General features: G+C 40.6%; 20 protein-coding genes. All 20 read left to right on the top strand.

Annotated features, from left to right (window positions below; all coding sequences use genetic code 11):
* Positions 1 to 19 precede the first annotated feature (19 nt).
* The 20 genes from zapJ (at position 20) to AC4ME5_RS02895 (ending at position 23,143) form a co-directional block, all read left to right on the top strand.
* Positions 20 to 631, top strand: coding sequence for a divisome accessory protein ZapJ (zapJ, locus tag AC4ME5_RS02990; protein ID WP_491799823.1), 612 nt, complete (start codon positions 20 to 22; stop codon positions 629 to 631).
* Positions 632 to 642: 11 nt separating this feature from the next.
* Positions 643 to 1,977, top strand: a complete 1,335-nt coding sequence (murC, locus tag AC4ME5_RS02985) for a UDP-N-acetylmuramate--L-alanine ligase (RefSeq protein ID WP_000048097.1) — start codon at positions 643 to 645, stop codon at positions 1,975 to 1,977.
* 9 nt (positions 1,978 to 1,986) lie between these two features.
* Positions 1,987 to 2,454 carry a GNAT family N-acetyltransferase gene (locus AC4ME5_RS02980; RefSeq protein ID WP_491799820.1) on the top strand — a complete coding sequence of 156 codons (468 nt, stop codon included), beginning with the start codon at positions 1,987 to 1,989 and terminating at the stop codon, positions 2,452 to 2,454.
* On the top strand, positions 2,451 to 2,939 hold the full coding sequence (locus tag AC4ME5_RS02975) for a GNAT family N-acetyltransferase (RefSeq protein ID WP_195216754.1): 489 nt from the start codon (positions 2,451 to 2,453) through the stop codon (positions 2,937 to 2,939). Before AC4ME5_RS02980 ends, AC4ME5_RS02975 begins: the two co-directional genes overlap by 4 nt.
* Positions 2,940 to 3,029: 90 nt before the next feature.
* On the top strand, positions 3,030 to 4,781 hold the full coding sequence (gene mltG, locus AC4ME5_RS02970; protein WP_491799818.1) for an endolytic transglycosylase MltG: 1,752 nt from the start codon (positions 3,030 to 3,032) through the stop codon (positions 4,779 to 4,781).
* 62 nt (positions 4,782 to 4,843) lie between these two features.
* A complete protein-coding gene (gene greA, locus AC4ME5_RS02965) occupies positions 4,844 to 5,326 on the top strand; it encodes a transcription elongation factor GreA (protein WP_491799816.1) in 483 nt (160 codons plus the stop codon).
* A gap of 76 nt (positions 5,327 to 5,402) precedes the next feature.
* A complete protein-coding gene (locus tag AC4ME5_RS02960; protein ID WP_057489444.1) occupies positions 5,403 to 6,767 on the top strand; it encodes an amino acid permease in 1,365 nt (454 codons plus the stop codon).
* Positions 6,768 to 6,867: 100 nt separating this feature from the next.
* Entirely contained in the window at positions 6,868 to 7,278 is a 411-nt protein-coding gene (locus tag AC4ME5_RS02955) for a GNAT family N-acetyltransferase (RefSeq protein WP_491799813.1), read from the top strand.
* 198 nt (positions 7,279 to 7,476) lie between these two features.
* Positions 7,477 to 7,686: a helix-turn-helix transcriptional regulator gene (locus AC4ME5_RS02950; RefSeq protein ID WP_001107501.1), complete on the top strand. Its 210-nt coding sequence runs from the start codon at positions 7,477 to 7,479 to the stop codon at positions 7,684 to 7,686.
* Positions 7,676 to 8,164, top strand: a complete 489-nt coding sequence (locus tag AC4ME5_RS02945) for a DUF6773 family protein (protein WP_096422499.1) — start codon at positions 7,676 to 7,678, stop codon at positions 8,162 to 8,164. Before AC4ME5_RS02950 ends, AC4ME5_RS02945 begins: the two co-directional genes overlap by 11 nt.
* Positions 8,165 to 8,281: 117 nt before the next feature.
* Positions 8,282 to 9,742 (top strand): nicotinate phosphoribosyltransferase, encoded by a 1,461-nt coding sequence (locus tag AC4ME5_RS02940; protein WP_491800069.1) that lies wholly within the window; start codon positions 8,282 to 8,284, stop codon positions 9,740 to 9,742.
* Positions 9,739 to 10,563: an NAD(+) synthase gene (nadE, locus tag AC4ME5_RS02935; protein WP_491799810.1), complete on the top strand. Its 825-nt coding sequence runs from the start codon at positions 9,739 to 9,741 to the stop codon at positions 10,561 to 10,563. The genes AC4ME5_RS02940 and nadE overlap by 4 nt, the downstream gene beginning before the upstream one ends.
* A 350-nt stretch (positions 10,564 to 10,913) precedes the next feature.
* Positions 10,914 to 11,465, top strand: coding sequence for a GNAT family N-acetyltransferase (locus AC4ME5_RS02930; protein ID WP_491799808.1), 552 nt, complete (start codon positions 10,914 to 10,916; stop codon positions 11,463 to 11,465).
* Between the two features lie 163 nt (positions 11,466 to 11,628).
* Positions 11,629 to 12,339: a thiol-disulfide oxidoreductase-associated membrane protein CcdA2 gene (gene ccdA2 / locus AC4ME5_RS02925; protein ID WP_033606127.1), complete on the top strand. Its 711-nt coding sequence runs from the start codon at positions 11,629 to 11,631 to the stop codon at positions 12,337 to 12,339.
* Between the two features lie 13 nt (positions 12,340 to 12,352).
* Complete coding sequence (locus AC4ME5_RS02920) at positions 12,353 to 12,916, top strand: redoxin family protein (RefSeq protein ID WP_491799806.1); 564 nt, start codon at positions 12,353 to 12,355, stop codon at positions 12,914 to 12,916.
* A 9-nt stretch (positions 12,917 to 12,925) separates the two neighbouring features.
* On the top strand, positions 12,926 to 14,038 hold the full coding sequence (gene msrB / locus AC4ME5_RS02915; RefSeq protein ID WP_491799804.1) for a peptide-methionine (R)-S-oxide reductase MsrB: 1,113 nt from the start codon (positions 12,926 to 12,928) through the stop codon (positions 14,036 to 14,038).
* A gap of 70 nt (positions 14,039 to 14,108) precedes the next feature.
* Positions 14,109 to 14,846 (top strand): response regulator transcription factor, encoded by a 738-nt coding sequence (locus AC4ME5_RS02910; protein ID WP_000331941.1) that lies wholly within the window; start codon positions 14,109 to 14,111, stop codon positions 14,844 to 14,846.
* Positions 14,843 to 16,534 (top strand): cache domain-containing sensor histidine kinase, encoded by a 1,692-nt coding sequence (locus tag AC4ME5_RS02905; protein WP_220107191.1) that lies wholly within the window; start codon positions 14,843 to 14,845, stop codon positions 16,532 to 16,534. Before AC4ME5_RS02910 ends, AC4ME5_RS02905 begins: the two co-directional genes overlap by 4 nt.
* Before the next feature lie 109 nt (positions 16,535 to 16,643).
* Complete coding sequence (locus AC4ME5_RS02900; protein ID WP_000970208.1) at positions 16,644 to 17,207, top strand: TIGR01440 family protein; 564 nt, start codon at positions 16,644 to 16,646, stop codon at positions 17,205 to 17,207.
* Between the two features lie 2 nt (positions 17,208 to 17,209).
* Positions 17,210 to 23,143, top strand: coding sequence for a ZmpA/ZmpB/ZmpC family metallo-endopeptidase (locus AC4ME5_RS02895; RefSeq protein WP_491799800.1), 5,934 nt, complete (start codon positions 17,210 to 17,212; stop codon positions 23,141 to 23,143).
* Positions 23,144 to 23,168: the final 25 nt, after the last annotated feature.

The following is a 23,168-nucleotide window of genomic DNA, read 5'->3' as shown; positions in this document are numbered from 1 at the left end:
TGTTGAAAGGAAATACAAAATGAAACAAGATCGATTTCCATTGGTGTCAGATGATGAGATCATGCTGACTAAAATGCCAGTCATGGACTTATACGATGAGTCAGACTTTATTAGCAATATCAAGGGTGATTACCGCGATAAAAACTATTTGGAATGGTCTCCTATCAATGAGGAACAGGCTGTAACTCCCTCGGCAGCTAGCAAGGAGTCAGAACCAGTTCCAGAACCTAAAAAAGTTGAAAAAACGTATGCTGAATTGGCTCGAGAAGAGGCGCGTGCGGATCTGAAGAAGAAACGTTCGGCCAAGTATTTGACTCAGGATGTTAGTCATACTAGACGATACAATGGTTCAACACTTGTTCGTCAAGGAAACCAACCAACAGCACCATTTCAAAAGGAAAATCCAGGTGAGTTTGCAAAATTTAGTAAAAACTTGAGCCAGTCTCACTATATCTTAGCTGAGGAGGTTGGCCAAGTGGCGAATCCAACTCCGAAATCCCAGACGGGAAAGGCTAAAAAGAACAACTATGATTTTCTAAAGAAGAGTCAAATATATAATAAAAAGAATAAGCAAACGGAACAGGAACGTCAGGTTGCCCAAGAGTTGAATCTGACAAGAATTACTGAGTAAGGGAGAAAAACATGTCAAAAACATATCATTTTATTGGAATCAAGGGATCAGGGATGAGTGCCTTGGCCTTGATGTTGCACCAAATGGGACACAAGGTTCAAGGTTCAGACGTTGAAAAATACTACTTTACTCAACGTGGACTAGAGCAGGCAGGGATTACGATTCTTCCTTTTGATGAAAAGAACCTGCAAGGGGATCTTGAAATTATTGCTGGAAATGCCTTTCGTCCAGATAACAATGTTGAAATCGCCTATGCTGACAAAAATGGTATCAGCTACAAACGTTACCATGAATTCCTAGGCAGCTTTATGCGTGACTTTGTCAGCATGGGGGTTGCAGGAGCGCATGGAAAGACATCAACGACTGGGATGCTGTCTCACGTTTTGTCTCACATCACAGACACTAGCTTCTTGATTGGGGATGGAACGGGTCGAGGTTCTGAAAATGCTAAGTATTTTGTTTTTGAATCTGACGAATATGAGCGTCATTTCATGCCTTACCACCCAGAATACTCTATCATCACCAATATTGACTTTGACCATCCAGACTACTTTACAAGTCTAGAGGATGTTTTCAACGCCTTTAATGACTATGCCAAACAAATTACTAAAGGTTTGTTTGTCTACGGTGAGGATGCTGAGTTGCGTAAGATTACAGCCAATGCTCCAATCTATTACTATGGCTTTGATGCTGAGGGAAATGACTTTGTAGCTAGCGACCTTCTACGTTCTACAACTGGTTCGACCTTCACAGTTCATTTCCGCGGACAAGAGTTGGGTCAATTCCACATTCCAACCTTTGGTCGTCACAATATTATGAATGCGACAGCCGTTATTGGTTTACTTTATACAGCAGGGTTTGACTTGAACTTGGTACGTGAACACTTGAAAACATTTGCTGGTGTCAAGCGTCGTTTCACTGAAAAGGTTGTCAATGGCACCATTATTATTGATGATTTCGCCCACCATCCAACGGAAATCATTGCGACCTTAGATGCGGCTCGTCAGAAATACCCAAGCAAGGAAATTGTTGCAATCTTCCAACCACACACTTTTACTAGAACCATTGCCCTATTGGACGATTTTGCTAAAGCTTTGAGCCAGGCAGATGCTGTTTACTTGGCGAAAATCTATGGATCAGCCCGTGAGGTGGACCATGGTGACGTCAAGGTAGAAGACCTAGCAGATAAAATTAAGAAGAAAAGCCAAGTCATCACAGTTGAAAATGTATCACCACTCCTTGAGCATGATAATGCAGTTTATGTTTTTATGGGAGCAGGAGATATCCAAACCTATGAGTACTCATTTGAACGTCTTTTGTCTAATTTGACAAGTAACGTCCAATAAGAAAAAAGAATGGAAATTCCAATCACCATAGGACGGGCTACTTTATCGGATTTAGAAGAAATTGTAGCAATTGAAGAATCTTGTTTATCCTCAGAAGAAATAGTGAACTACGAGTTTTTAGAAGAGAGTATCCGTAAGATTGCGGATACCCTTCTTGTAGCTAGAGATGAAAACCAGCTCGTAGGCTATGTTTTAGGAGAGTCTCAGTCTCTTCATCCCACATGGATAGAAATAAAATCATTTGCTATTCATCCTGACCATCGCGGGCAAGGCTTGGGAACCCTTCTTCTTGCTAGCTTGAAACAAGTGGCGGTAGAAGGAGGGTATGAGTATCTTCGCTTGACTTGTCCTGATGACTTGCTCTCTTATTTTGAGATGAATGGCTTTGTTGCGGGAGAATTGCTAGAGGCTTCGTACGCAAGATTTTCGGGATGGAATCTGATTTGGGCCAATCCTTTTTATCAGGAGGAAGTATGAAAATCAGACACGCAAGATTTTCGGATTTAGATCAAATTTTAGAGATAGAGCTGGAGAATTTCTCCCTTGAAGAAGCGATTCCTCGTTTGGTCTTTGAGGCGCACTTACGTGAAATTCAGACCAGTTTTCTCGTAGCTGAAAAGGAGGGACGTATACTTGGGTATATCGAAGGTCCAGTCGTCCCACATCGTCATCTACAAGATCAGTCCTTTACAGAAGAGATAAAAGACTATAGCCATCGACCTGGAGGCTATATCTCTGTGACCTGTCTCTCCATAGCTAAGGAGGCACAAGCCTTGGGCGTGGGGAAAAGATTGTTAAGGGCTCTGAAAGAAGTCGCTTTAGAACATGAACGAGAAGGTATCAATTTGACCTGTCATGACTATCTCATCCCTTATTATGAAAAAAATGGATTTGTGAATGAAGGGGTATCCCAGTCAAGCTTTGCGGGTGAAAGTTGGTATGATATGGTTTGGCAACCTTAAAAAATGAGAATCATAGCTATAGAAAGGGATGTTTTGTTGCTTTTCTGTAACTTTTAAGATATAATATTATGGATTGTCAACAAGGAGGTAATGCTTTTGACTGAAAAATCAAGAGAAGAAGAAAAATTAAGCTTTAAAGAGCAGATTCTACGTGATTTAGAGAGAGTAAAAGAACAAGATAGAAGAGAGAAAGAAGTAGACATTCCAAATCTGACAGCTTCATCATCTCAAGCTAGTTCAGTAACTCCTGCAAATCCTGAATCGGATACTTCAACAGAAGAGTTGATGGCTGATTCCCTATCTGTTGTCGATAAAATTCTAAAGAATGCGCCGAGTGTTCCTCCACTTTCGAGTGCTGAAGCTGATAAAACGGATGAAAAAGAAGAGAAAGAGATTAGACAGCCTGTCATTGACAAGATTGAAGTTGTAGAATCTGAAGAACCTCTAGTAGAACCGATTCATCCAGCTGAAGAACCTGTAGTGGAGTCCGTTCAACCTAAGGTGGAACCAGTTGAACTTGAACCTGAAGAAAAAGAATTTAACGATACTCCGACCAAGATAGATGTGACTTATAAGACAGAAGAGGCCAATACATCAGTTCCTTCTTCTGAGAATAAAGCTGAAGTGCTAGTTTCGAGTGAATCCTCAGACAGATTAACGGAGGAACCACGTCGTAACCGTCGCCGTAAAGGTAAAAAACCAACCAAGAAAAAGAAGAAATCAAAGGCCAAAGGTTTCCTAGTAACCTTTTTAGTCCTCTTGGTGCTTGTGGCTGCTGGTGGATACTTTGGATACGGTTACGTTCAAAACTCTTTAAAACCTGTTGATGCGAGCTCTAAGGAGTATGTGACAGTTCAAATTCCAGAAGGATCAAATGTGCAACAAATTGGGAGCACTTTGGAAAAATCTGGTTTGGTCAAACATGGACTTATCTTTAGTATTTATGCTAAGTATAAGGGTTCAGATTTGAAGTCAGGTTATTACAATTTGAAGAAGAGCATGAGTACGGATGACTTGATTCAAGAATTGCAAAAAGGTGGAACTCCTGAACTTCAAGAACCAGTGCTTGCGAACTTAACTATTCCAGAAGGTTATACCTTAGAGCAAATTGCTCAGACAGTAGGTCAACTCCAAGGTGATTTTAAAGAACCTCTTACAGCGGATGCTTTCCTGGCAAAAGCTCAAGATGAAACCTTCCTCTCCCAACTAGTAGCTAAGTATCCAAACCTTCTTGGAAGTCTTCCAACAAAAGACAGTGGCGTTCGTTATCGCCTTGAAGGTTACCTTTTCCCAGCAACCTACACTATCAAAGACAGCACCACAGTTGAAAGCTTGATTGATGATATGTTGGCAGCTATGGACAAGGCCATGTCACCGTATTACACTACGATCAAAGAAAAGAATCTGACAGTTAATGAATTGCTCAGTATTGCTTCTCTTGTCGAAAAAGAAGGGGCTAAGACCGAAGATCGTAAATTGATTGCGGGAGTCTTCTATAACCGCTTGAATGTTGGTATGCCACTTCAAAGTAATATCGCTATCCTATATGCTCAAGGAAAACTTGGTCAAAAGATTAGTTTAGCAGATGACGCTGGAATTGATACAACGATTGATTCACCATACAATGTTTACACACACCTTGGCCTCATGCCCGGACCAGTTGATAGTCCAAGCCTCGATGCGATTGAAGCAAGTGTAAATCAGACAAAGAGTGAGTACTTGTACTTTGTAGCTAATGTTGAAGACGGTAAAGTATACTTTGCAACGACAAAAGAAGAGCATGACCAAAACGTTGCAGAACATATCAATAGTAAATTAACACAATCAAGTAGTTCAAACTAAAATTATGTGGTTTTCCACATAATTTTGTTTTAAAAAAAGTAATAGAAAAGAAAGTTGAAAAAATGGCAGAAAAAACTTACCCAATGACCCTTGAAGAAAAGAAAAAGTTAGAAAAAGAATTAGAAGAATTGAAACTCGTTCGTCGTCCCGAAGTCGTAGAGCGTATCAAGATTGCTCGTTCCTATGGAGACCTTTCAGAAAATAGTGAGTATGAAGCAGCGAAAGATGAACAAGCTTTTGTTGAAGGACAAATTTCAAGTCTAGAAACAAAAATTCGCTATGCTGAAATTGTTAATAGCGATGCGGTTGCCCAAGATGAGGTAGCAATCGGTAAGACAGTAACAATCCAAGAAGTCGGTGAAGACGAAGAAGAGGTCTACATCATTGTCGGTTCTGCAGGTGCGGATGCTTTCGCTGGGAAGGTATCAAATGAAAGTCCGATTGGACAAGCTTTGATCGGCAAAAAAACAGGCGATATTGTTACGATTGAGACACCTGTTGGTAGTTACGATGTCAAAATTTTAAAGGTTGAAAAAACAGCCTAAATAGAATGAAAACGGAGTAGTGGAGGTCTTGACTTGCTCAACTCCTTTTTGATTTTTTGAATAAATAGGAGACTATATGAGTTCAAATAAGAAAAAAAATAAAATGGAGCGTGGTTTAACCAATCGCCATGTTCAGGTGATGGCCATTGCGGGGACAATCGGAACAGGACTTTTCCTAGGTGCTGGTCGTTCTATCAGCCTTACTGGACCTTCTATCATCCTGATTTACATGATTACAGGAGCCTTTATGTTTTTGATGATGAGGGCTGTTGGGGAGATGCTATATCAGGATCCAGAACAACATACTTTTATCAACTTTATCACCCGTCATTTGGGGAAAGGCTGGGGGTATTTCTCTGTTTGGTCTTATTGGTTGTCTGTTGTCTTTATCGGTATGGCAGAAATCACTGCGATTTCGCATTATGTTCAGTTTTGGTTTCCTTCTTGGCCTAGTTGGTTGATTCAGATTGTTTTTTTAACGATTTTGGCCTTGGTCAATCTGATTGCGGTTAAGCTCTTTGGAGAAGTCGAGTTTTGGTTTGCTATGGTTAAGATTGTGGCTATTTTAGCTATGATTGCAACAGGGGTCTTTATGGTCTTGACAGGATTTGAAACACCATATGGTGCTGCAAGTCTGGCAAATATCAGCAATCAATTCTCTCTTTTCCCAAATGGAGTCATGAACTTTGTCATGGCCTTTCAAATGGTATTTTTTGCCTATCTGATGATTGAATTTATCGGAGTGACAACCTCTGAAACGAAGAATCCTCGTCAAGTTTTGCCCAAAGCTGTTAAGGAAATTCCTCTCCGAATTGTCTTCTTCTATGGTGGTGCTCTATTAGCCATTATGTCTATTATTCCCTGGAGAGAACTTGCTTCTTCAGATTCACCATTTGTAACGGTTTTTGAGCTGGCAGGTATCAAGTGGGCGGCAGCTCTGATTAACTTCGTTGTTTTGACGTCGGCAGCATCTGCTCTTAATTCAACCCTCTATTCAACAGGGCGACACCTCTACCAGATTGCTCATGATTCACCCAATCGCTTCCTAAAAGCGATCAAGGCAGATACTCTCTCTCGCCATAATGTTCCACAAAATGCTATTATTGCTTCAGCAATCTTGATTGCTCTGGCTGCCTTTATCAATGTTTTGCCAGGTGTTTCCGATGCCTTTGCTTTGATTACGGCGTCTTCATCAGGTGTTTACATCGCGATTTATATCTTGATCATGGTGGCTCATCTCAAATACCGCAAGTCACAAGACTTCATGGCGGATGGCTACCTCATGCCCCATTACCGTTTTCTAAATCCTTTAACCATGCTCTTCTTTATCTTTGTCTTTGTAACCCTCTTTTTACAAGAATCTACTTTTATGGGAGCAATTGGTTCAGCTATCTGGATTATCGGTTTCGGAATTTATAGCCAGTGGAAATTTAGAAAATAACTCATGAACTCATCAACTCTGCTTGGTGAGTTTTTTTCTAGTTTGACAGTCTATTGAAATAAGATTATAATCAAGCTGTAACAGTTCGAAGGAGGTCTGGATGCACTTTAGATTTGAAAATAAGGCGTCTCAGAAAGCGCAAGAAATAGGAAATTTGATTCGTACTTATAATCGTTCCAAACGAGAAGAGGCTGAAAGCGAGCCACTGAATCTTTATATCGAAGACGAAAAGGGTAATCTCTTGGCAGGCTTAGTAGCAGAGACTTTCGGAAATTGGTTGGAAATCGAGTATTTGTTTGTGAAAGAGGAATTGCGAGAACAGGGAATCGGTTCGAAACTATTGCAACAGGCAGAAAGTGAAGCCAAGAATCGAAACTGTCGTTTTGCTTTTGTCAATACTTACCAGTTTCAGGCGCCAGATTTTTATAAAAGGCATAGCTACAAGGAAGTCTTTACCTTGCAAGACTATCCCTATACAGGACAAAGATACTATTACCAAAAAGATTTGTGACCTAGACTTCTTTCTTTTGGAGAGAAACTTAGCTAAGTATCATAAAAGAACGAATACTCTTTATCATGTAAGACGATAGAGAGTTTTTTGTTAATAAAATCTTACAAAATGACATTTATATATTGCATTAAGTTAGATATATGGTATAATATATTTAAAAAGAAGCGCAACTTTTTAAAAATGTGAAGGAGGACGCTAGTGGCTAAGAATTTAAAGTTAAAACTAGCTCGGGTGGAGCTTGATATGACACAGGGTGATTTGGCAGAAGCTGTGGGTGTTACGAGGCAGACTATAGGCTTGATAGAAGCAGGGAAATATAATCCTAGTCTCTCCCTTTGCCAGTCTATTTGCAGATGCTTAGGAAAAACATTAGATCAATTATTTTGGGAGGAAGAAGATGAAAAATAGATTTTTTTATTATCATTTACTAGACGAAAGAGAAGAACAACTGATTAACAAAGCTGGGACAGAGTCTTTTTATGTGTTTATCGGGCTCATTCTACTAAGTTATTTGGTGGCAGTATTAGCACCTGCTCTTTTTAATCCTGATATTCTTCTGGTTACCCTTCTTTTAGGAATTTTATTCTTTTTCAATCATGCACGACATCTTGGAGTGACCTACTATAGTCGTTTTCATTTTACAATTATAGGGTGTTTGCTGGTAACTCTCGCTATTACGACTCTCTTGATGTTGCAGAATTATCAATTCAACATAGAAATTTATCAGCACAATCCTTTGAACTTTAGATACTTGTCTGCTTGGGTGATTACTTATCTGATTTACATTCCTTGGGTTTTTATCGGCAATCTTGGTCTTAAGAGCTATGGAGAATGGGCTCAGAAAAAGTTTGAGCAAGATATGGATGAACTGGAGAATGGAGAATAGCTTGTTAGCTTTTTATCAATCTCGGTAAAATGTGTTATAATAGTACTAAATTTATCGGATGGTGTGAAAGTGGTAGAATACGTTCATACCTTTATAAAGAAGGAAGAAGGAAAACAGATGTATCCAGATGATAGTTTGACATTGCACACGGACTTGTACCAGATCAATATGATGCAAGTTTACTTTGACCAAGGGATTCACAATAAAAAGGCGGTCTTTGAAGTTTATTTCCGCCAGCAACCTTTTCAGAATGGTTATGCAGTTTTTGCTGGTTTGGAAAGAATTGTGAACTATCTTAAAGACTTGCGTTTTTCAGACAGTGATATCGCCTACTTGGAGTCGCTTGGCTATCATGGGGCGTTCTTAGACTACCTCCGCAATCTCGAGTTGGAGTTGACGGTTCGTTCTGCCCAGGAAGGGGACTTGGTTTTTGCTAATGAGCCAATTGTTCAAGTTGAAGGCCCTCTAGCCCAATGTCAATTGGTTGAAACTGCTCTTTTAAACATCGTTAACTTTCAAACCTTGATAGCGACTAAGGCGGCACGTATTCGTTCGGTTATTGAAGATGAGCCTTTGATGGAATTCGGGACACGTCGTGCGCAAGAAATGGATGCAGCTATCTGGGGAACACGCGCAGCCGTGATTGGTGGCGCCAATGGAACCAGCAATGTGCGTGCAGGGAAACTCTTTGGTATTACAGTATTGGGGACTCATGCCCATGCCTTGGTACAGGTTTATGGAAACGACTATGAAGCCTTCAAGGCTTATGCGGCGACCCATCGTGATTGTGTCTTTCTAGTGGATACTTATGATACGTTGCGAATCGGTGTGCCGGCTGCTATTCAGGTGGCGCGTGAGTTAGGTGATAAGATCAATTTTAAAGGTGTTCGTATCGACTCTGGGGATATTGCCTACATTTCCAAGAAAGTCCGTCAGCAACTGGATGAGGCTGGATACCCAGATGCCAAAATTTACGCTTCCAATGACCTAGATGAAAATACCATCCTTAACCTCAAAATGCAACACGCTAAGATTGACGTTTGGGGGGTGGGTACCAAGCTGATTACAGCCTATGATCAGCCAGCTCTTGGGGCAGTTTATAAGATTGTAGCTATCGAAGATGAGAATGGTCGTATGCGCAATACCATCAAACTATCTAATAATGCTGAAAAAGTGTCAACGCCAGGTAAGAAGCAGGTATGGCGCATTACTAGTCGTGAAAAAGGTAAGTCAGAAGGTGACTACATCACCTATGATGGTGTTGATGTGAGCGGCATGACTGAAATCAAGATGTTCCATCCAACTTATACCTACATCAAAAAGACCGTTCGAAATTTTGATGCTGTCCCTCTCTTGGTGGATATTTTTAAAGAAGGAACATTAGTTTACAGCTTGCCTAGTTTGACTGAGATTCAGTCCTATGCTCGCAAAGAATTTGACAAACTTTGGGATGAGTACAAGCGCGTGCTCAATCCGCAACATTACCCAGTAGATTTGGCGCGTGATATTTGGCAAGATAAGATGGACTTGATTGATAAGATGCGCAAAGAAGCCCTTGGTGAAGGAGAAGAAGAATGAGTTTGCAAGAGACCATTATCCAGCAACTGGGCGTCAAACCAGTGATTGATGCCCAGGAAGAAATTCGTCGTTCGATTGACTTCTTAAAAAGATACTTGAAAAAGCACCCCTTCCTTAAAACCTTTGTACTAGGGATTTCTGGAGGACAAGACTCAACCTTGGCAGGGCGCTTGGCGCAATTAGCTATGGAAGAAATGCGAGCAGAGACAGGAGATGACAGCTACCAATTTATTGCTGTCCGCCTGCCATATGGCGTGCAAGTTGATGAAGCAGATGCACAAAAAGCTCTCGCTTTCATCCAGCCAGATGTCAGTCTAGTTGTAAATATCAAGGAATCAGCTGATGCCATGACAGCTGCAGTCGAAGCGACAGGAAGTCCTGTTTCAGACTTTAACAAGGGCAATATTAAGGCTCGTAGTCGTATGATCGCTCAATATGCCCTTGCGGGTGCCCATAGCGGAGCGGTCATTGGAACAGACCATGCTGCGGAAAATATCACAGGCTTTTTTACCAAGTTTGGTGACGGTGGTGCAGACATTCTCCCACTTTATCGTCTCAATAAACGTCAAGGGAAACAACTCTTGAAGGAACTTGGTGCAGACCCAGCTCTTTATGAAAAAATCCCAACAGCAGATTTGGAAGAAGAAAAACCTGGACTTGCTGACGAAGTCGCACTTGGAGTCACTTACAATGAAATTGATGACTACCTCGAAGGTAAAACAATCAGCCCAGAAGCCCAAGCAAGGATCGAAAACTGGTGGCACAAAGGCCAACACAAACGCCACCTACCAATCACCGTATTTGATGACTTTTGGGAGTGAGACAGAAATCGGTAACTCGAAGAGTTCGATTTCGTTGTCTCACCCCCGCAACGATGACTAGGTTTGAAAAAGCTTGATAAAGCGCATTTCAAACCAGACAGCGACTGCGTCAAGTAACTAGATGAAAAACTTGTTTTCTAGCTGTTACTGAGTATAGTCTTTTTACCCTGAGCCTGGAAATGAGAAAGCGAGGAAGGTCCGGGGGACCTTTTTAGCTTCTTGCTTAGAAACTGGGAAGCAAGAATAACCTCCAGTGGAGGTTTTTACCCTGAGCCTAGAAATGAGAAAGCGAAGAAGGTCCGGGAGATCTTTTTAGCTTGAGCCTTAAGCTTAGAAAGCGAGGTAACATTATGCAAGCAATCGGTACGCAAATGTTACAGACAGACCGATTAATCTTGAGAAGATTTGTGGAGAGTGATGCGGAAGCCATGTTTCAAAATTGGGCTTCGTCTGCTGAGAATCTAATCTATGTCTCTTGGGCTCCTCATCCTGATGTTGAGGTGACTCGGAACTCGATTCGAAATTGGGTTGCATCCTATACCAATCCCAACTATTACAAATGGGCCATTTGTCTCAAAGAGAACCCAGAGCATGTGATAGGAGATATCAGCATCATTGAAATGCACGAGGAAGATTTAAGTTGTGAAATTGGGTATGTTTTAGGAAAAAACTTTTGGGACCGAGGTATGATGACAGAGGCCTTGAAAGCTGTGTTGGATTTTTGTTTTACTCAAGCAGGATTTCAAAAAGTCAGAGCTCGTTACGCCAGTCTCAACCCAGCTTCAGGCCGTGTGATGGAAAAAGCGGGAATGTCTTATCTAAAAACCATTACCAATGGTGTGGAGAGAAAAGACTACGTTGCGGACCTTATTTATTACCAGATAAGCAGGGAAGACAGGTGATTCTCTTTTCTGTTTCTACCAAAGTCAGACCTTGTCTGGCTTTTTTTGTGCCAGATTTCTAAATAAACTGATTAAATTCCTATTTTTCCCTATCATGTTCCCTGTTTTTTCTGGAGTTTTGGGGATATAATATACCTATCAAATCAAAGAATGGAGGAAGGCAATGGACAATGTAATCTTTTTTATCAGTGTTTTTCTTGCTGGAATTCTTTCCTTCTTTTCTCCTTGTATTTTACCCTTGTTGCCAGTCTATGCAGGAGTCTTATTGGATGATAAGAATGATGCTCAGGCTTCTAGCGGAAAATTTTCAATCTCAGTTGTAAGTTTATTGCGAACTCTGGCCTTTATAGCGGGGATTTCCTTTGTTTTTATCTTACTGGGTTATGGAGCTGGTTTTTTAGGCAATTTGCTGTATGCTTCTTGGTTTCAGTATGTGACGGGTGCGATTATCATTCTCTTGGGCTTGCACCAGATGGATGTTTTACATTTGCAGGGACTCTACAAGGAAAGAAGGCTACAATTAAAGAGACAGGGTCAAAATGCTAACGGCTATAGTCAGGCATTTTTACTGGGGTTGACCTTTAGTTTTGCTTGGACACCGTGTGTAGGGCCGGTTTTGGGCTCTGTTTTGGCTTTGGCGGCTTCAGGTGGTTCAGGAGCTTGGCAGGGAGCTGGTCTCATGTTAGTCTACACGCTGGGTTTGGCGCTACCATTTTTGGTTCTAGCTCTTGCTTCCAGCTATGTTTTGAAACATTTCCGAAAACTCCATCCTTATCTCGGAACCCTCAAAAAAGTGGGTGGTCTTCTCATTATCGTGATGGGAATCTTGGTGCTTTTGGGAAATGCTTCCATTTTGACTACATTATTTGAATAGAGAGGAAAAAGAAATGAAAAAATGGCAAACATGTCTCCTTGGAGTAGGCTCAATTTGTTGCTTGGCAGCCTGTTCGACTAAAAACATGTCAGACGAGTCTACTATGAAGGAGCAATCCAAAACAGAACAAGTTAGTTCGAAAACTGCGACTAAAGGTCAGGAAGTCGCTGATTTTGAACTGATGGGAGTAGATGGTAAGACCTATCGTTTATCTGATTACAAGGGCAAGAAAGTCTATCTTAAATTCTGGGCTTCTTGGTGTTCCATCTGTCTAGCCAGCCTTCCAGATACGGACGAAATCGCTAAAGAAGCTGGTGATGACTATGTGGTCTTGACAGTGGTGTCTCCTGGACACAAGGGGGAGCAATCTGAAGCAGACTTTAAGAACTGGTACAAGGGATTGGATTATAAAAATTTTCCAGTTTTAATTGATCCATCAGGTAAACTCTTGGAAAGTTATGGTGTCCGTTCTTATCCGACTCAAGCCTTTATAGACAAGGAAGGCAAGCTGGTCAAAACGCAACCAGGTTTTATGGATAAGGAAATGATTTTAAAAGAATTGAAAGAAATGGGGTAGAGAAAGGCTATGAATGATAAAGTAAAACTTTTTGTCTTGGCAGGAGTCATTCTCCTAGCCATAACCGGTTTTTATTTTCTATTGATGCGAAATACAGGGCAGACAGATAGCTCGCAAATTGAGAAAGCATCCGTTAGCCAAGGAGGAAAAACAGTGAAAAAAACAGAAGTGAGTAAAGACGCAGACTTGCACGAAATTTATCTAGCTGGGGGATGTTTCTGGGGAGTGGAGGAATACTTCTCACGCGTGCCTGGAGTAATCGATGCCGTTTCAGGCTATGCAAATGGTAGAGGGGAAACAACCAAGTACGAATTGATTAATCAAACAGGCCATGCAGAGACTGTCCATGTTACTTATGATGCTAAGCAAATTTCCCTCAAGGAAATCCTGCTTCATTACTTCCGCATCATTAATCCAACCAGCAAAAATAAACAAGGAAATGATGTGGGGACCCAGTATCGTACTGGCGTTTATTACACAGATGAAAAGGATTTGGAAGTAATCAACCAAGTCTTTGATGAGGTAGCTAAGAAATACGATCAACCTCTGGCTGTTGAAAAGGAACCCTTGAAGAATTTTGTGGTGGCTGAGGATTACCATCAAGACTACCTCAAGAAAAATCCAAATGGCTACTGTCATATCAATGTCAATCAGGCGGCCTACCCTGTCATTGATGCCAGCAAATATCCTAAACCAAGCGATGAAGAATTGAAAAAGACCTTGTCACCTGAGGAGTATGCAGTTACCCAGAAAAATCAAACAGAACGAGCTTTTTCAAACCGCTATTGGGATAAATTTGAATCTGGTATCTATGTGGATGTGGCAACTGGTGAACCCCTCTTTTCATCAAAAGACAAGTTTGAGTCTGGTTGTGGCTGGCCTAGTTTCACCCAACCAATTAGTCCAGATGTTGCTACCTACAAGGAAGATAAGTCCTACAATATGACGCGCATGGAAGTGAGAAGCCGAGTTGGAGATTCTCACCTTGGCCATGTCTTTACGGACGGTCCAAAGGAAAAGGGTGGCTTACGCTACTGTATCAATAGTCTTTCTATCCGATTTATTCCCAAAGACCAAATGGAAGAAAAAGGCTATGCTTATTTACTAGATTATGTTGATTAAGAAGTCTTTCCTAAGCAGTTAGAGGAGAATTTTGCTATACTGATACTAGTAAGTGGTAAAGGAGCAGAGCATGGCCTACACAATCTTAATCGTAGAAGATGAGTATCTGGTAAGACAAGGCTTGAGCAAGCTGGTCAATGTAGCAGCCTACGATATGGAAATCATCGGTCAGGCTGAAAATGGAAGACAGGCTTGGGACTTGATTCAAAAGCAGGTGCCAGATATCATTTTAACCGATATTAACATGCCTCAGCTGAATGGTATCCAGTTGGCCAGTCTGGTACGAGAAACCTATCCTCAGGTGCATTTGGTTTTTTTGACTGGCTACGATGATTTTGAGTATGCCTTGTCTGCTGTCAAACTCGGTGTGGATGACTACTTGCTCAAGCCCTTTTCGCGTCAGGATATTGAGGAAATGTTAGGGAAAATCAAGCAAAAACTAGACAAGGAAGAAAAGGAAGAGCAGTTACAAGATTTATTAACTGATAAGTTTGAGGGAAACCTGGCCCAGAAAATCCAGTCCCATCTGGCTGACAGTCAATTTAGTTTAAAGAGCTTGGCCAGTGATTTGGGCTTTAGCCCAACTTATTTGAGTTCCTTGATTAAGAAAGAGTTGGGGCTGCCTTTTCAGGATTACCTGGTGAGAGAGCGTGTCAAACAAGCCAAGCTCTTGCTTTTGACCACAGATTTAAAGATTTATGAGATAGCCGAAAAGGTTGGTTTTGAGGATATGAACTATTTTACCCAACGTTTTAAACAGATTGCAGGTGTGACACCTCGTCAGTTTAAGAAGGGAGAAGGTCGATGAAGCGTTCTTCTCTTTTAGTCAGAATGGTTATTTCCATCTTTCTGGTCTTTCTCATTCTACTAGCTGTGGTTGGGACTTTCTATTATCAATCTAGTTCATCAGCTATTGAGGCTACTATCGAGGGTAATAGCCAAACGACCATTAGCCAAACTAGCCACTTTATTCAGTCTTATATCAAAAAATTAGAAACCACCTCTACCAGTTTGACCCAGCAGAAGGATGTCCTAGCCTATGCTGAGAATCCCAGTCAAGATAAGGTAAAGGGAATCCGAGATCTGTTTTTGACCATCTTAAAGGCAGACCAGGACTTGAAAACGGTGGTACTGGTCACCAAATCCGGTCAGGTTATTTCTACAGATGATAGTGTGCAGATGAAAACCTCCTCTGATATGATGGCTGAGGATTGGTACCAAAAGGCCATTCATCAGGGAGCTAAGCCAGTTTTGACCCCGGCTCGTAAATCGGACAGCCAATGGGTCATTTCTGTCACTCAGGAACTTGTCGATACAAAGGGGGCCAATCTTGGCGTGCTTCGATTAGACATTTCATACGAAACTCTGGAAGCCTATCTCAACCAACTCCAGTTGGGTCAGCAGGGTTTTGCCTTTATCATCAATGAAAACCATGAATTTGTCTACCATCCTAAACGTACTGTCTATAGCTCAGCGAGTGAAATGGAGGCTATGAAACCCTACATCGAGACGGGGCAGGGCTATACGCTGGACCATCAATCCTACGTTAGTCAGGAAAAGATTGCAGGAACAGATTGGACGGTGATAGGCGTGTCTTCGTTGGAGAAGTTAGACCAGGTTCGGAGTCAACTCATGTGGACCTTGCTTGGTGCTAGTGCCTTATCTCTTCTTGCCTGTCTCTGCTTGGTGTGGTTCAGTCTCAAACGCTGGATTGCCCCTTTGAAGGACCTAAGAGAAACCATGCTGGAAATTGCTTCAGGTGCTCAAAATCTGCGTGCTAAGGAAGCTGGTGCCTATGAACTGAGAGAAGTGACTCGTCAGTTTAATGCCATGCTGGATCAGATTGATCAGCTGATGGCAGATGTGCGCAGGCAGGAAGAAGCGACCCGACAGTATGAACTTCAAGCCTTGTCAAGCCAGATTAACCCCCATTTCCTCTATAATACTTTGGACACTATCATCTGGATGGCTGAGTTTCAGGATAGTCAGCGAGTGGTTCAGGTGACCAAGTCCTTGGCAACTTATTTCCGCTTGGCGCTCAATCAAGGAAAGGATTTGATTTCTCTTTCTGATGAAATCAATCATGTCCGCCAGTATCTCTTTATCCAGAAACAGCGTTATGGAGATAAGCTGGAGTATGAGATTGATGAAGATCCTGCTTTTGATAACCTAGTCTTGCCCAAGCTGGTGCTACAACCCCTTGTAGAAAATGCTCTTTACCATGGCATTAAGGAGAAGGAAGGTCAGGGCCATATTAAACTTTCTGTTCAGAAAAAGGATACAGGGCTTGTCATCCGCATTGAGGATGATGGTGTTGGCTTTCAAAATCCTGGCGATAGTAGTCAAAGTCAGCTCAAACGTGGGGGAGTTGGCCTTCAAAATGTCGACCAACGACTCAAACTTCATTTTGGAGACAATTACCAGATGAAGATTGATTCTGCACCCGAAAAAGGAACGACAGTTGAAATATACCTCAATAAAATCGCAACAAGCTAACTCCCAGTCTATTCTGGGAGTTTTGCTTTTAAAAATCAGAATGATTAGTTGGCCTTGATAAAATCAGTAAAAAAAGATATGATAGATAGTGACAAAAGAGGTATCAAGTATGATGGAAAAAGACATTCAAAGAGCAACAAGCCAGATTGTAGAAGATGTAATAGACAAGGCTAATTTGAAGCAAGGAGCTATCTTTGTTTTGGGCCTTTCTTCTAGTGAGGTGATAGGTGGTCAGATTGGCAAGGAATCCAGCCAAGAAATTGGGGAAATCATTGTGAAGACCATCCTAGATATCCTAGAGGATAAAGGAATTCATCTAGCCGTTCAAGGTTGTGAACATGTCAATCGAGCCCTCGTTGTTGAACGTCAGGTGGCAGAGCAGTTTGGTCTGGAAATCGTCAGTGTCCTTCCTACACTTCATGCAGGAGGTTCGGGTCAGTTGGCAGCCTTCAAGTTTATGCAGGATCCAGTTGAGGTCGAATTCATCAAGGCTCATGCTGGATTGGATATTGGAGACACTGCAATTGGCATGCATGTCAAGCATGTTCAGGTTCCGATTCGCCCTCTTTTGAGAGAAATTGGGCATGCCCATGTAACGGCTCTTGCAAGTCGTCCAAAATTAATCGGAGGTGCGCGTGCGCAGTATCCACAAGATTCTATCAGAAAGTCGTGAGAATGAGAAAAACAAAACAACAATTAGAAAAAATCACCAAATATTCGATTCGTAAGCTAACTGTTGGGGTAGGTCCTGTAGCCATCGGGGCCTTCCTTTTTGGTGCTAGTACCTTTTCAGTAGATAAGGTGCAAGCCAATGAAGTTGGCGGAGCTCATAGCGTTCATTACCGTTATCTGGCGGAGCAGGAATTGACTGAGTCTGAAAAAGCCTTGATTCACCATGAAGTTCCTACAGAATTTCAAGATGAAGATATTCTCTATGTAGTTTATCGCAAGAAAGCAACTAACAGTCAACAACTTCCTTACACAGGAAGTAAAGAACTAGCCTTGGCTGGTCTTGGCTTGGCAACAGCCTCACTAGCAGTCTTTTTGGTATCCAAAAAAGGTCGCAAAGAGGTCCTAGGTGTTCTCTTGATTGGTTCTTTGGGAGCCAGCACTTTTGTACCTTATGGGACATTTGCATTTGAAAATAAAGAATTGCTTTCTTATAACCAAACTATTTCGACCTCTACACATGAAGGTTTGGCTGAAGGGATTATCCATATTGATGGCTATGAATACATTGGTTACTTCAAGGAAGCAGAACTCCACCCATCAAGACCAGCTTCAGCTGAAAAGTCTCAGTTGCCAGTAGAAAAGCAAAGTTCAAAAGAAATCGAGAAAACAGAAGTAGCTCAGGAAAGACCTGCTGTTGCTTCGGAAATTGCCGTCGAAAAATCTGTAGTAGAGAATCCAGTTGCGCCTGCGGTTGAAGAAAAACCAGTTTCTGAGAAGCCTCAGGCTAGACAGGAAGAGAGCTTGGTAGAGATTCCTTTTGAAACGGTCACAAGCCCAGATGCGAATCTAGCAGAAGGACAGACTCGTATCGTCACAGCCGGAGTAAATGGTCAGCGTCGTCTTGTAACCAAAGTTTCGATGGTCAATGGTCAAGAAGTTAGAGAAGTCATCGAAGACCAAGTATTCCAAAATCCTGTGTCGCAAGTCATTGCAGTCGGAACTAAGAAAGAGGTGCAACCTGCTCCAACTCCAGTACCACAAGCTGAACCAACTCACCAAGTAGCTAAAGGTACGCAAGAAGAAGGCAAAGAAGGTCAATCTTTAACGCAACCCGAATTACCAGAGGTTACAGTAGAGTCTAAAGGAACTCAAGAGGCAGGTAAAGAAGGTCAATCCTTAACGCAACCATCCTTACCAGAAGCTACGATAGATGCCAAAGGAACTCAAGAATCTGGCAAAGAAGGTCAAGCTTTAACTCAACCTGCATTACCAGATGCTCCAGTAGAAGTAAAAGGTACACAAGAGGAAGGTAAAGTAGGTCAAGTTCTTGTACAAGAACAGTTACCTGAGTACAAAGTAACTGAGGGAACCCTTGTTGAAACATCGACTACAGACCTAGACTACAAAACTGAAACGACTGAGGATCCAACCAAGTATACGGACGAAGAAACTGTCGTAAGAAATGGTGAAAAAGGTAGTCAAGTTACTAAAACAACTTATAAAACAGTAGAAGGTGTTAAAACTGACCAAGTTCTTTCAACTAGCACAGAAGTTACCAAGGAGCCTGTAAACCAAGAGGTAAGTCGTGGGACAAAACCAATTGAAGGAACTCTTGTAGAAGAAATTCTTGAAAAGATTCCATTTAAGGAAGTTGTTAAAGAAGATGACCAACTGAAAAAAGGCTTAGAAATTGTAGCTCAAGAAGGAAAAGAAGGCCAGAAAAAAATCACCAAGACCTTTAATACCATTAAGGGAGTTAAAACAGAGGACGCTCCAAAAGTTACAGAGGAAATCCTTGAGGCACCTCAAGATAAAATTTTGAAACGTGGTACCAAGACCTTTGAAAAACCAGTATTGACCATCACAGCAGTTGAGCCTAAGGATTTGAAGCGTACTTCAGATGTTAAGTATAGTCTAGAAAATCCAAGTAAGGCAGCCATTAAATCTATTACCTTAACTCTGAAAAAAGGTGATGAGATTGTCAAAACCTTGAATGTTTCACCAGACGACTTGACAACTACCCTGACAGATTTACAGTACTACAAGGATTATAAACTTGAAACGAAGATGGTTTATGACCGTGGTGAGGGTGATGAGGAAGAGGTTCTGAAAGAAGAACCGCTAAGACTTGACCTTAAAAAAGTTGAAATCAAAAACATCAAAGAAACCAGCTTGATGAGTGTGGATGATGCTGGTGTTGAAACAGATAAGAGCTTACTTACTGAAAAACCGACAGATGTTGCTCCACTTTACTTACGAGTGACAACTCATGACAACAAAGTGACAAGACTTGCGGTAAGTTCTGTTGAAGAAGTGGTTGTCGATGGAAAAACATTGTACAAAGTGGTAGCAAAAGCTCCAAACTTAGTTCAACGTAGAGCAGATGATACTTTCAGTGAAGAGTATGTTCATTACTTTGAAAAACAAAAATTAAAAGAAGGTAATGTATATTACAACTTCAATGAGCTTGTAAAAGATATGCAAGCTAACCCAACGGGTGAGTTTAAACTTGGTGCGGATCTTAATGCAGCAAATGTTCCGACTCCGAATAAACAATACGTGACGAACATTTTTAAAGGTAAGCTGTATAGTGAAGGTGATAAACGTTATACCATTCACAATCTAGCTCGACCATTGTTCAACCGTGTTGAAAATGCTCATATTCATGACATCAACTTTGGTAATGTGAATATCAATATGCCGTGGGCTGATAAAACAGCTCCACTTGGAGATATGTTTAAGAACTCAACGATTGAGAATATTAAGGTTACGGGTAATGTGGTTGGTAATAACGACGTTACAGGTATGGTCAACAAACTAGATGAATCCAATATGCGTAATGTAGCCTTTATCGGTAAAATCGAAAGCGTGGGTAACAAAGGTTGGTGGTCTGGTGGACTTGTAAGTGAAAGCTGGAGAAGCAATGTAGATAGTTCTTATGTTGAAGCTGACATTAAAGCCAACAATGCTAAATTTGGTGGATTGATTGCCAAAGTCAACCATGGTGGAAATCCAAATGATGTTAAACAAAAAGGTCGTTTAACTAAATCTGTGGTCAAAGGGACATTGACACTCAAAACCAATAATCAAAGCGGTGGTTTAATTCACGAAAACTATGACTGGGGTTGGGTTGAAAATAACGTCAGCATGATGAAAGTGACAAATGGTGAAATGATGTATGGTTCAGGGTCAGTTGACTCAGGTGACCCATACTTCGGATTTGATTACTTCAAGAACAATGTGTATGTGAACGATGTTGCATCAGGTAACGTTTCTTATAACCGTTCAAAACAGATTAAGGGTGTCGACCAAGCAGAAGCGGATAAACGTATTGCTTCGTTCAATATCACAGCCGATAAATATGAAATCATACCATATTTGACTGATAAATTAAATCACGTAGCGTATAAAGAAGACACGTACAAAACTACTCAAGATTATAATGCAGAACGTGAACTTGCTTACCGAAATGTTGAAAAACTTCAACCGTTCTACAATAAAGAGTGGATTGTGAATCAAGGTAATAAGACTCCTGAAGGATCTAAATTATTAACTACAGAAGTATTATCTGTGACAGGTATGAAAGATGGGCAATTTGTAACTGACTTGTCAGATGTTGATCATATTATGATTCATTATGCTGATGGTACTAAGGAAGAAAAAGTTGTCACACGTAAAGCTGATTCTCAAGTCCAACAAGTTCGTGAATATAGTATCGAAGGTCTTGGTGACGTCGTTTATACACCGAATATGGTTGTTAAAGATAGAACACAATTAATCAACGATATTAAAGCAAAATTAGCAGGTGTTGAATTGATTTCACCTGAAGTGCGTGCGTTAATGGACAAACGTGGTAAAGCCGAAGAAAATACTGATGGTCGTAAAGATGGTTATATTAAAAATCTATTCCTTGAAGAAAGCTTTGAAGAAACTAAAGCTAATTTGGATAAATTAGTCAAAGCTTTAGCTGAAAACGAAGACCATCAATTGAATAGTGATGAAGCTGCCATGAAAGCTCTTCTTAAAAAAGTAGAAGACAACAAAGCTAAAATTATGATGGCTCTTACTTATTTAAATCGTTATTATGGATTTAAATACAATGATATGAGCATTAAAGACCTTATGATGTTCAAGCCTGATTTTTATGGTAAGAACGTTAGCGTTATCGATAGATTGATTCAAATTGGTTCACGTGAACATTTCTTGAAAGGAGACCGAACTCAAGATGCTTATCGTGATGTGATTGCGGGAGCAACAGGTAAAGGTAATTTAAATGACTTCTTAACATATAACATGAAACTCTTTACAGAAGATACTGATATGAATGTATGGTATAAGAAAGCTATTTCTCATACCAACTATGTAGTTGAGAAACAATCATCTAACCCTGATTTTGCTAATAAGAAATATCACTTATATGAAAACTTAAATAACGGTGAACATGGTCGATACATTTTACCACTTCTTAATACGAAGAAGGCTCACATGTTCTTAATTTCAACGTACAATACGCTAGCGTTTAGTGCATTTGAGAAATATGGTAAGAATACAGAATCTGAACGTGAAGCGTTTAAGAAAGAAATCGATTTACGTGCACAAGAGCAAATTAATTACTTAGACTTCTGGTCAAGACTTGCTGCTGATAATGTACGTAATCAATTGTTGAAATCTGAAAATATGGTTCCATCAGCAATTTGGGATAACCAAGATGTTCCAGGTAATGGATGGGCTGACCGAATGGGTCATAATAAGAATGGTGACTATGCTCCAGTTCGTGAGTTCTATGGACCTACAGGTAAATGGCACGGATATAACGGTATGGGTGCGTATGCTTATATCTTTTCTAACCCACAAAATTCAGAAGCTGTATACTACATCATCTCTAGTATGATTAGTGATTATGGTACATCTGCATTCACTCACGAAACAACTCATATCAATGACCGTATGGCCTATTTAGGAACATGGCGTCACCGTGAAGGGACAGATATTGAATCATTTGCTCAAGGTATGCTACAATCACCATCTCTTACAAACTATAATGGTGAATATGGTTCACTTGGATTAAATATGGCGTACGAACGTAAAAATGATGGTACACAAATTTATAACTATGATCCTAATATGTTAAGTAGTCGTGAGAAGATTGATCACTACATGAAGAACTATAACGAATCAATGATGATGCTTGATTACTTAGAAGCAGAATCTGTCATCAAGAAAAATACTGGAACTAACGATAAGTGGTTCAAGAAAATCGATAAGAAATATCGCGAAAAAGCGAGCTATAATAAGTTAGAAGGTGCACCACACCAATGGGATTTAGTTCGTGATTTAAATGATGATGAGAAGAGTATGAAACTGACAGCTATTGATCAACTTGTAGATAACAACTTCGCTACTAAACACGGGCTACCAGGTAATGGTCATTACCGTACTGAAGGATTCGATTCTGCTTATACTGTTGTGAATATGATGACTGGTATTTACGGTGGTAACACAAGTAAGAGTACGGCTGGCTCAATCTTATTCAAACACAATACATTCCGTATGTGGGGCTACTACGGTTACCTTGATGGATTCTTAGGGTATGCATCTAACAAGTATAAACAAGAATCTAAAGCAGCCGGTAACGTAGGTCTAGGTGATAACTTTATCATCCAAAAAGTTTCTAAAGGTAGATTTAATACATTAGAAGAGTGGAAGAAAGAATGGTATAAAGAAGTCAGAGCTAAAGCTGAGAAAGGTTTTGTAGAAATTGAAATTGATGGTCAAAAGATTTCAACATATGAAAAACTTCAAGAGCTATTCGATGCTGCAGTTGAAAAAGACCTTCAAGGTAATAAATTTGATAATACAGTGAATCTTAAATGGAAAGTTTACAAACAACTCTTGCAGAAATCAGACGGATTTACTGGAGATTTATTCACTAAATAGTAGATAGGACTAGTAAAATGAAAAA

It is taken from the genome of Streptococcus sp. A69 (genome assembly GCF_058556195.1).
This window is presented reverse-complemented; position numbering and strand designations above follow the sequence as displayed.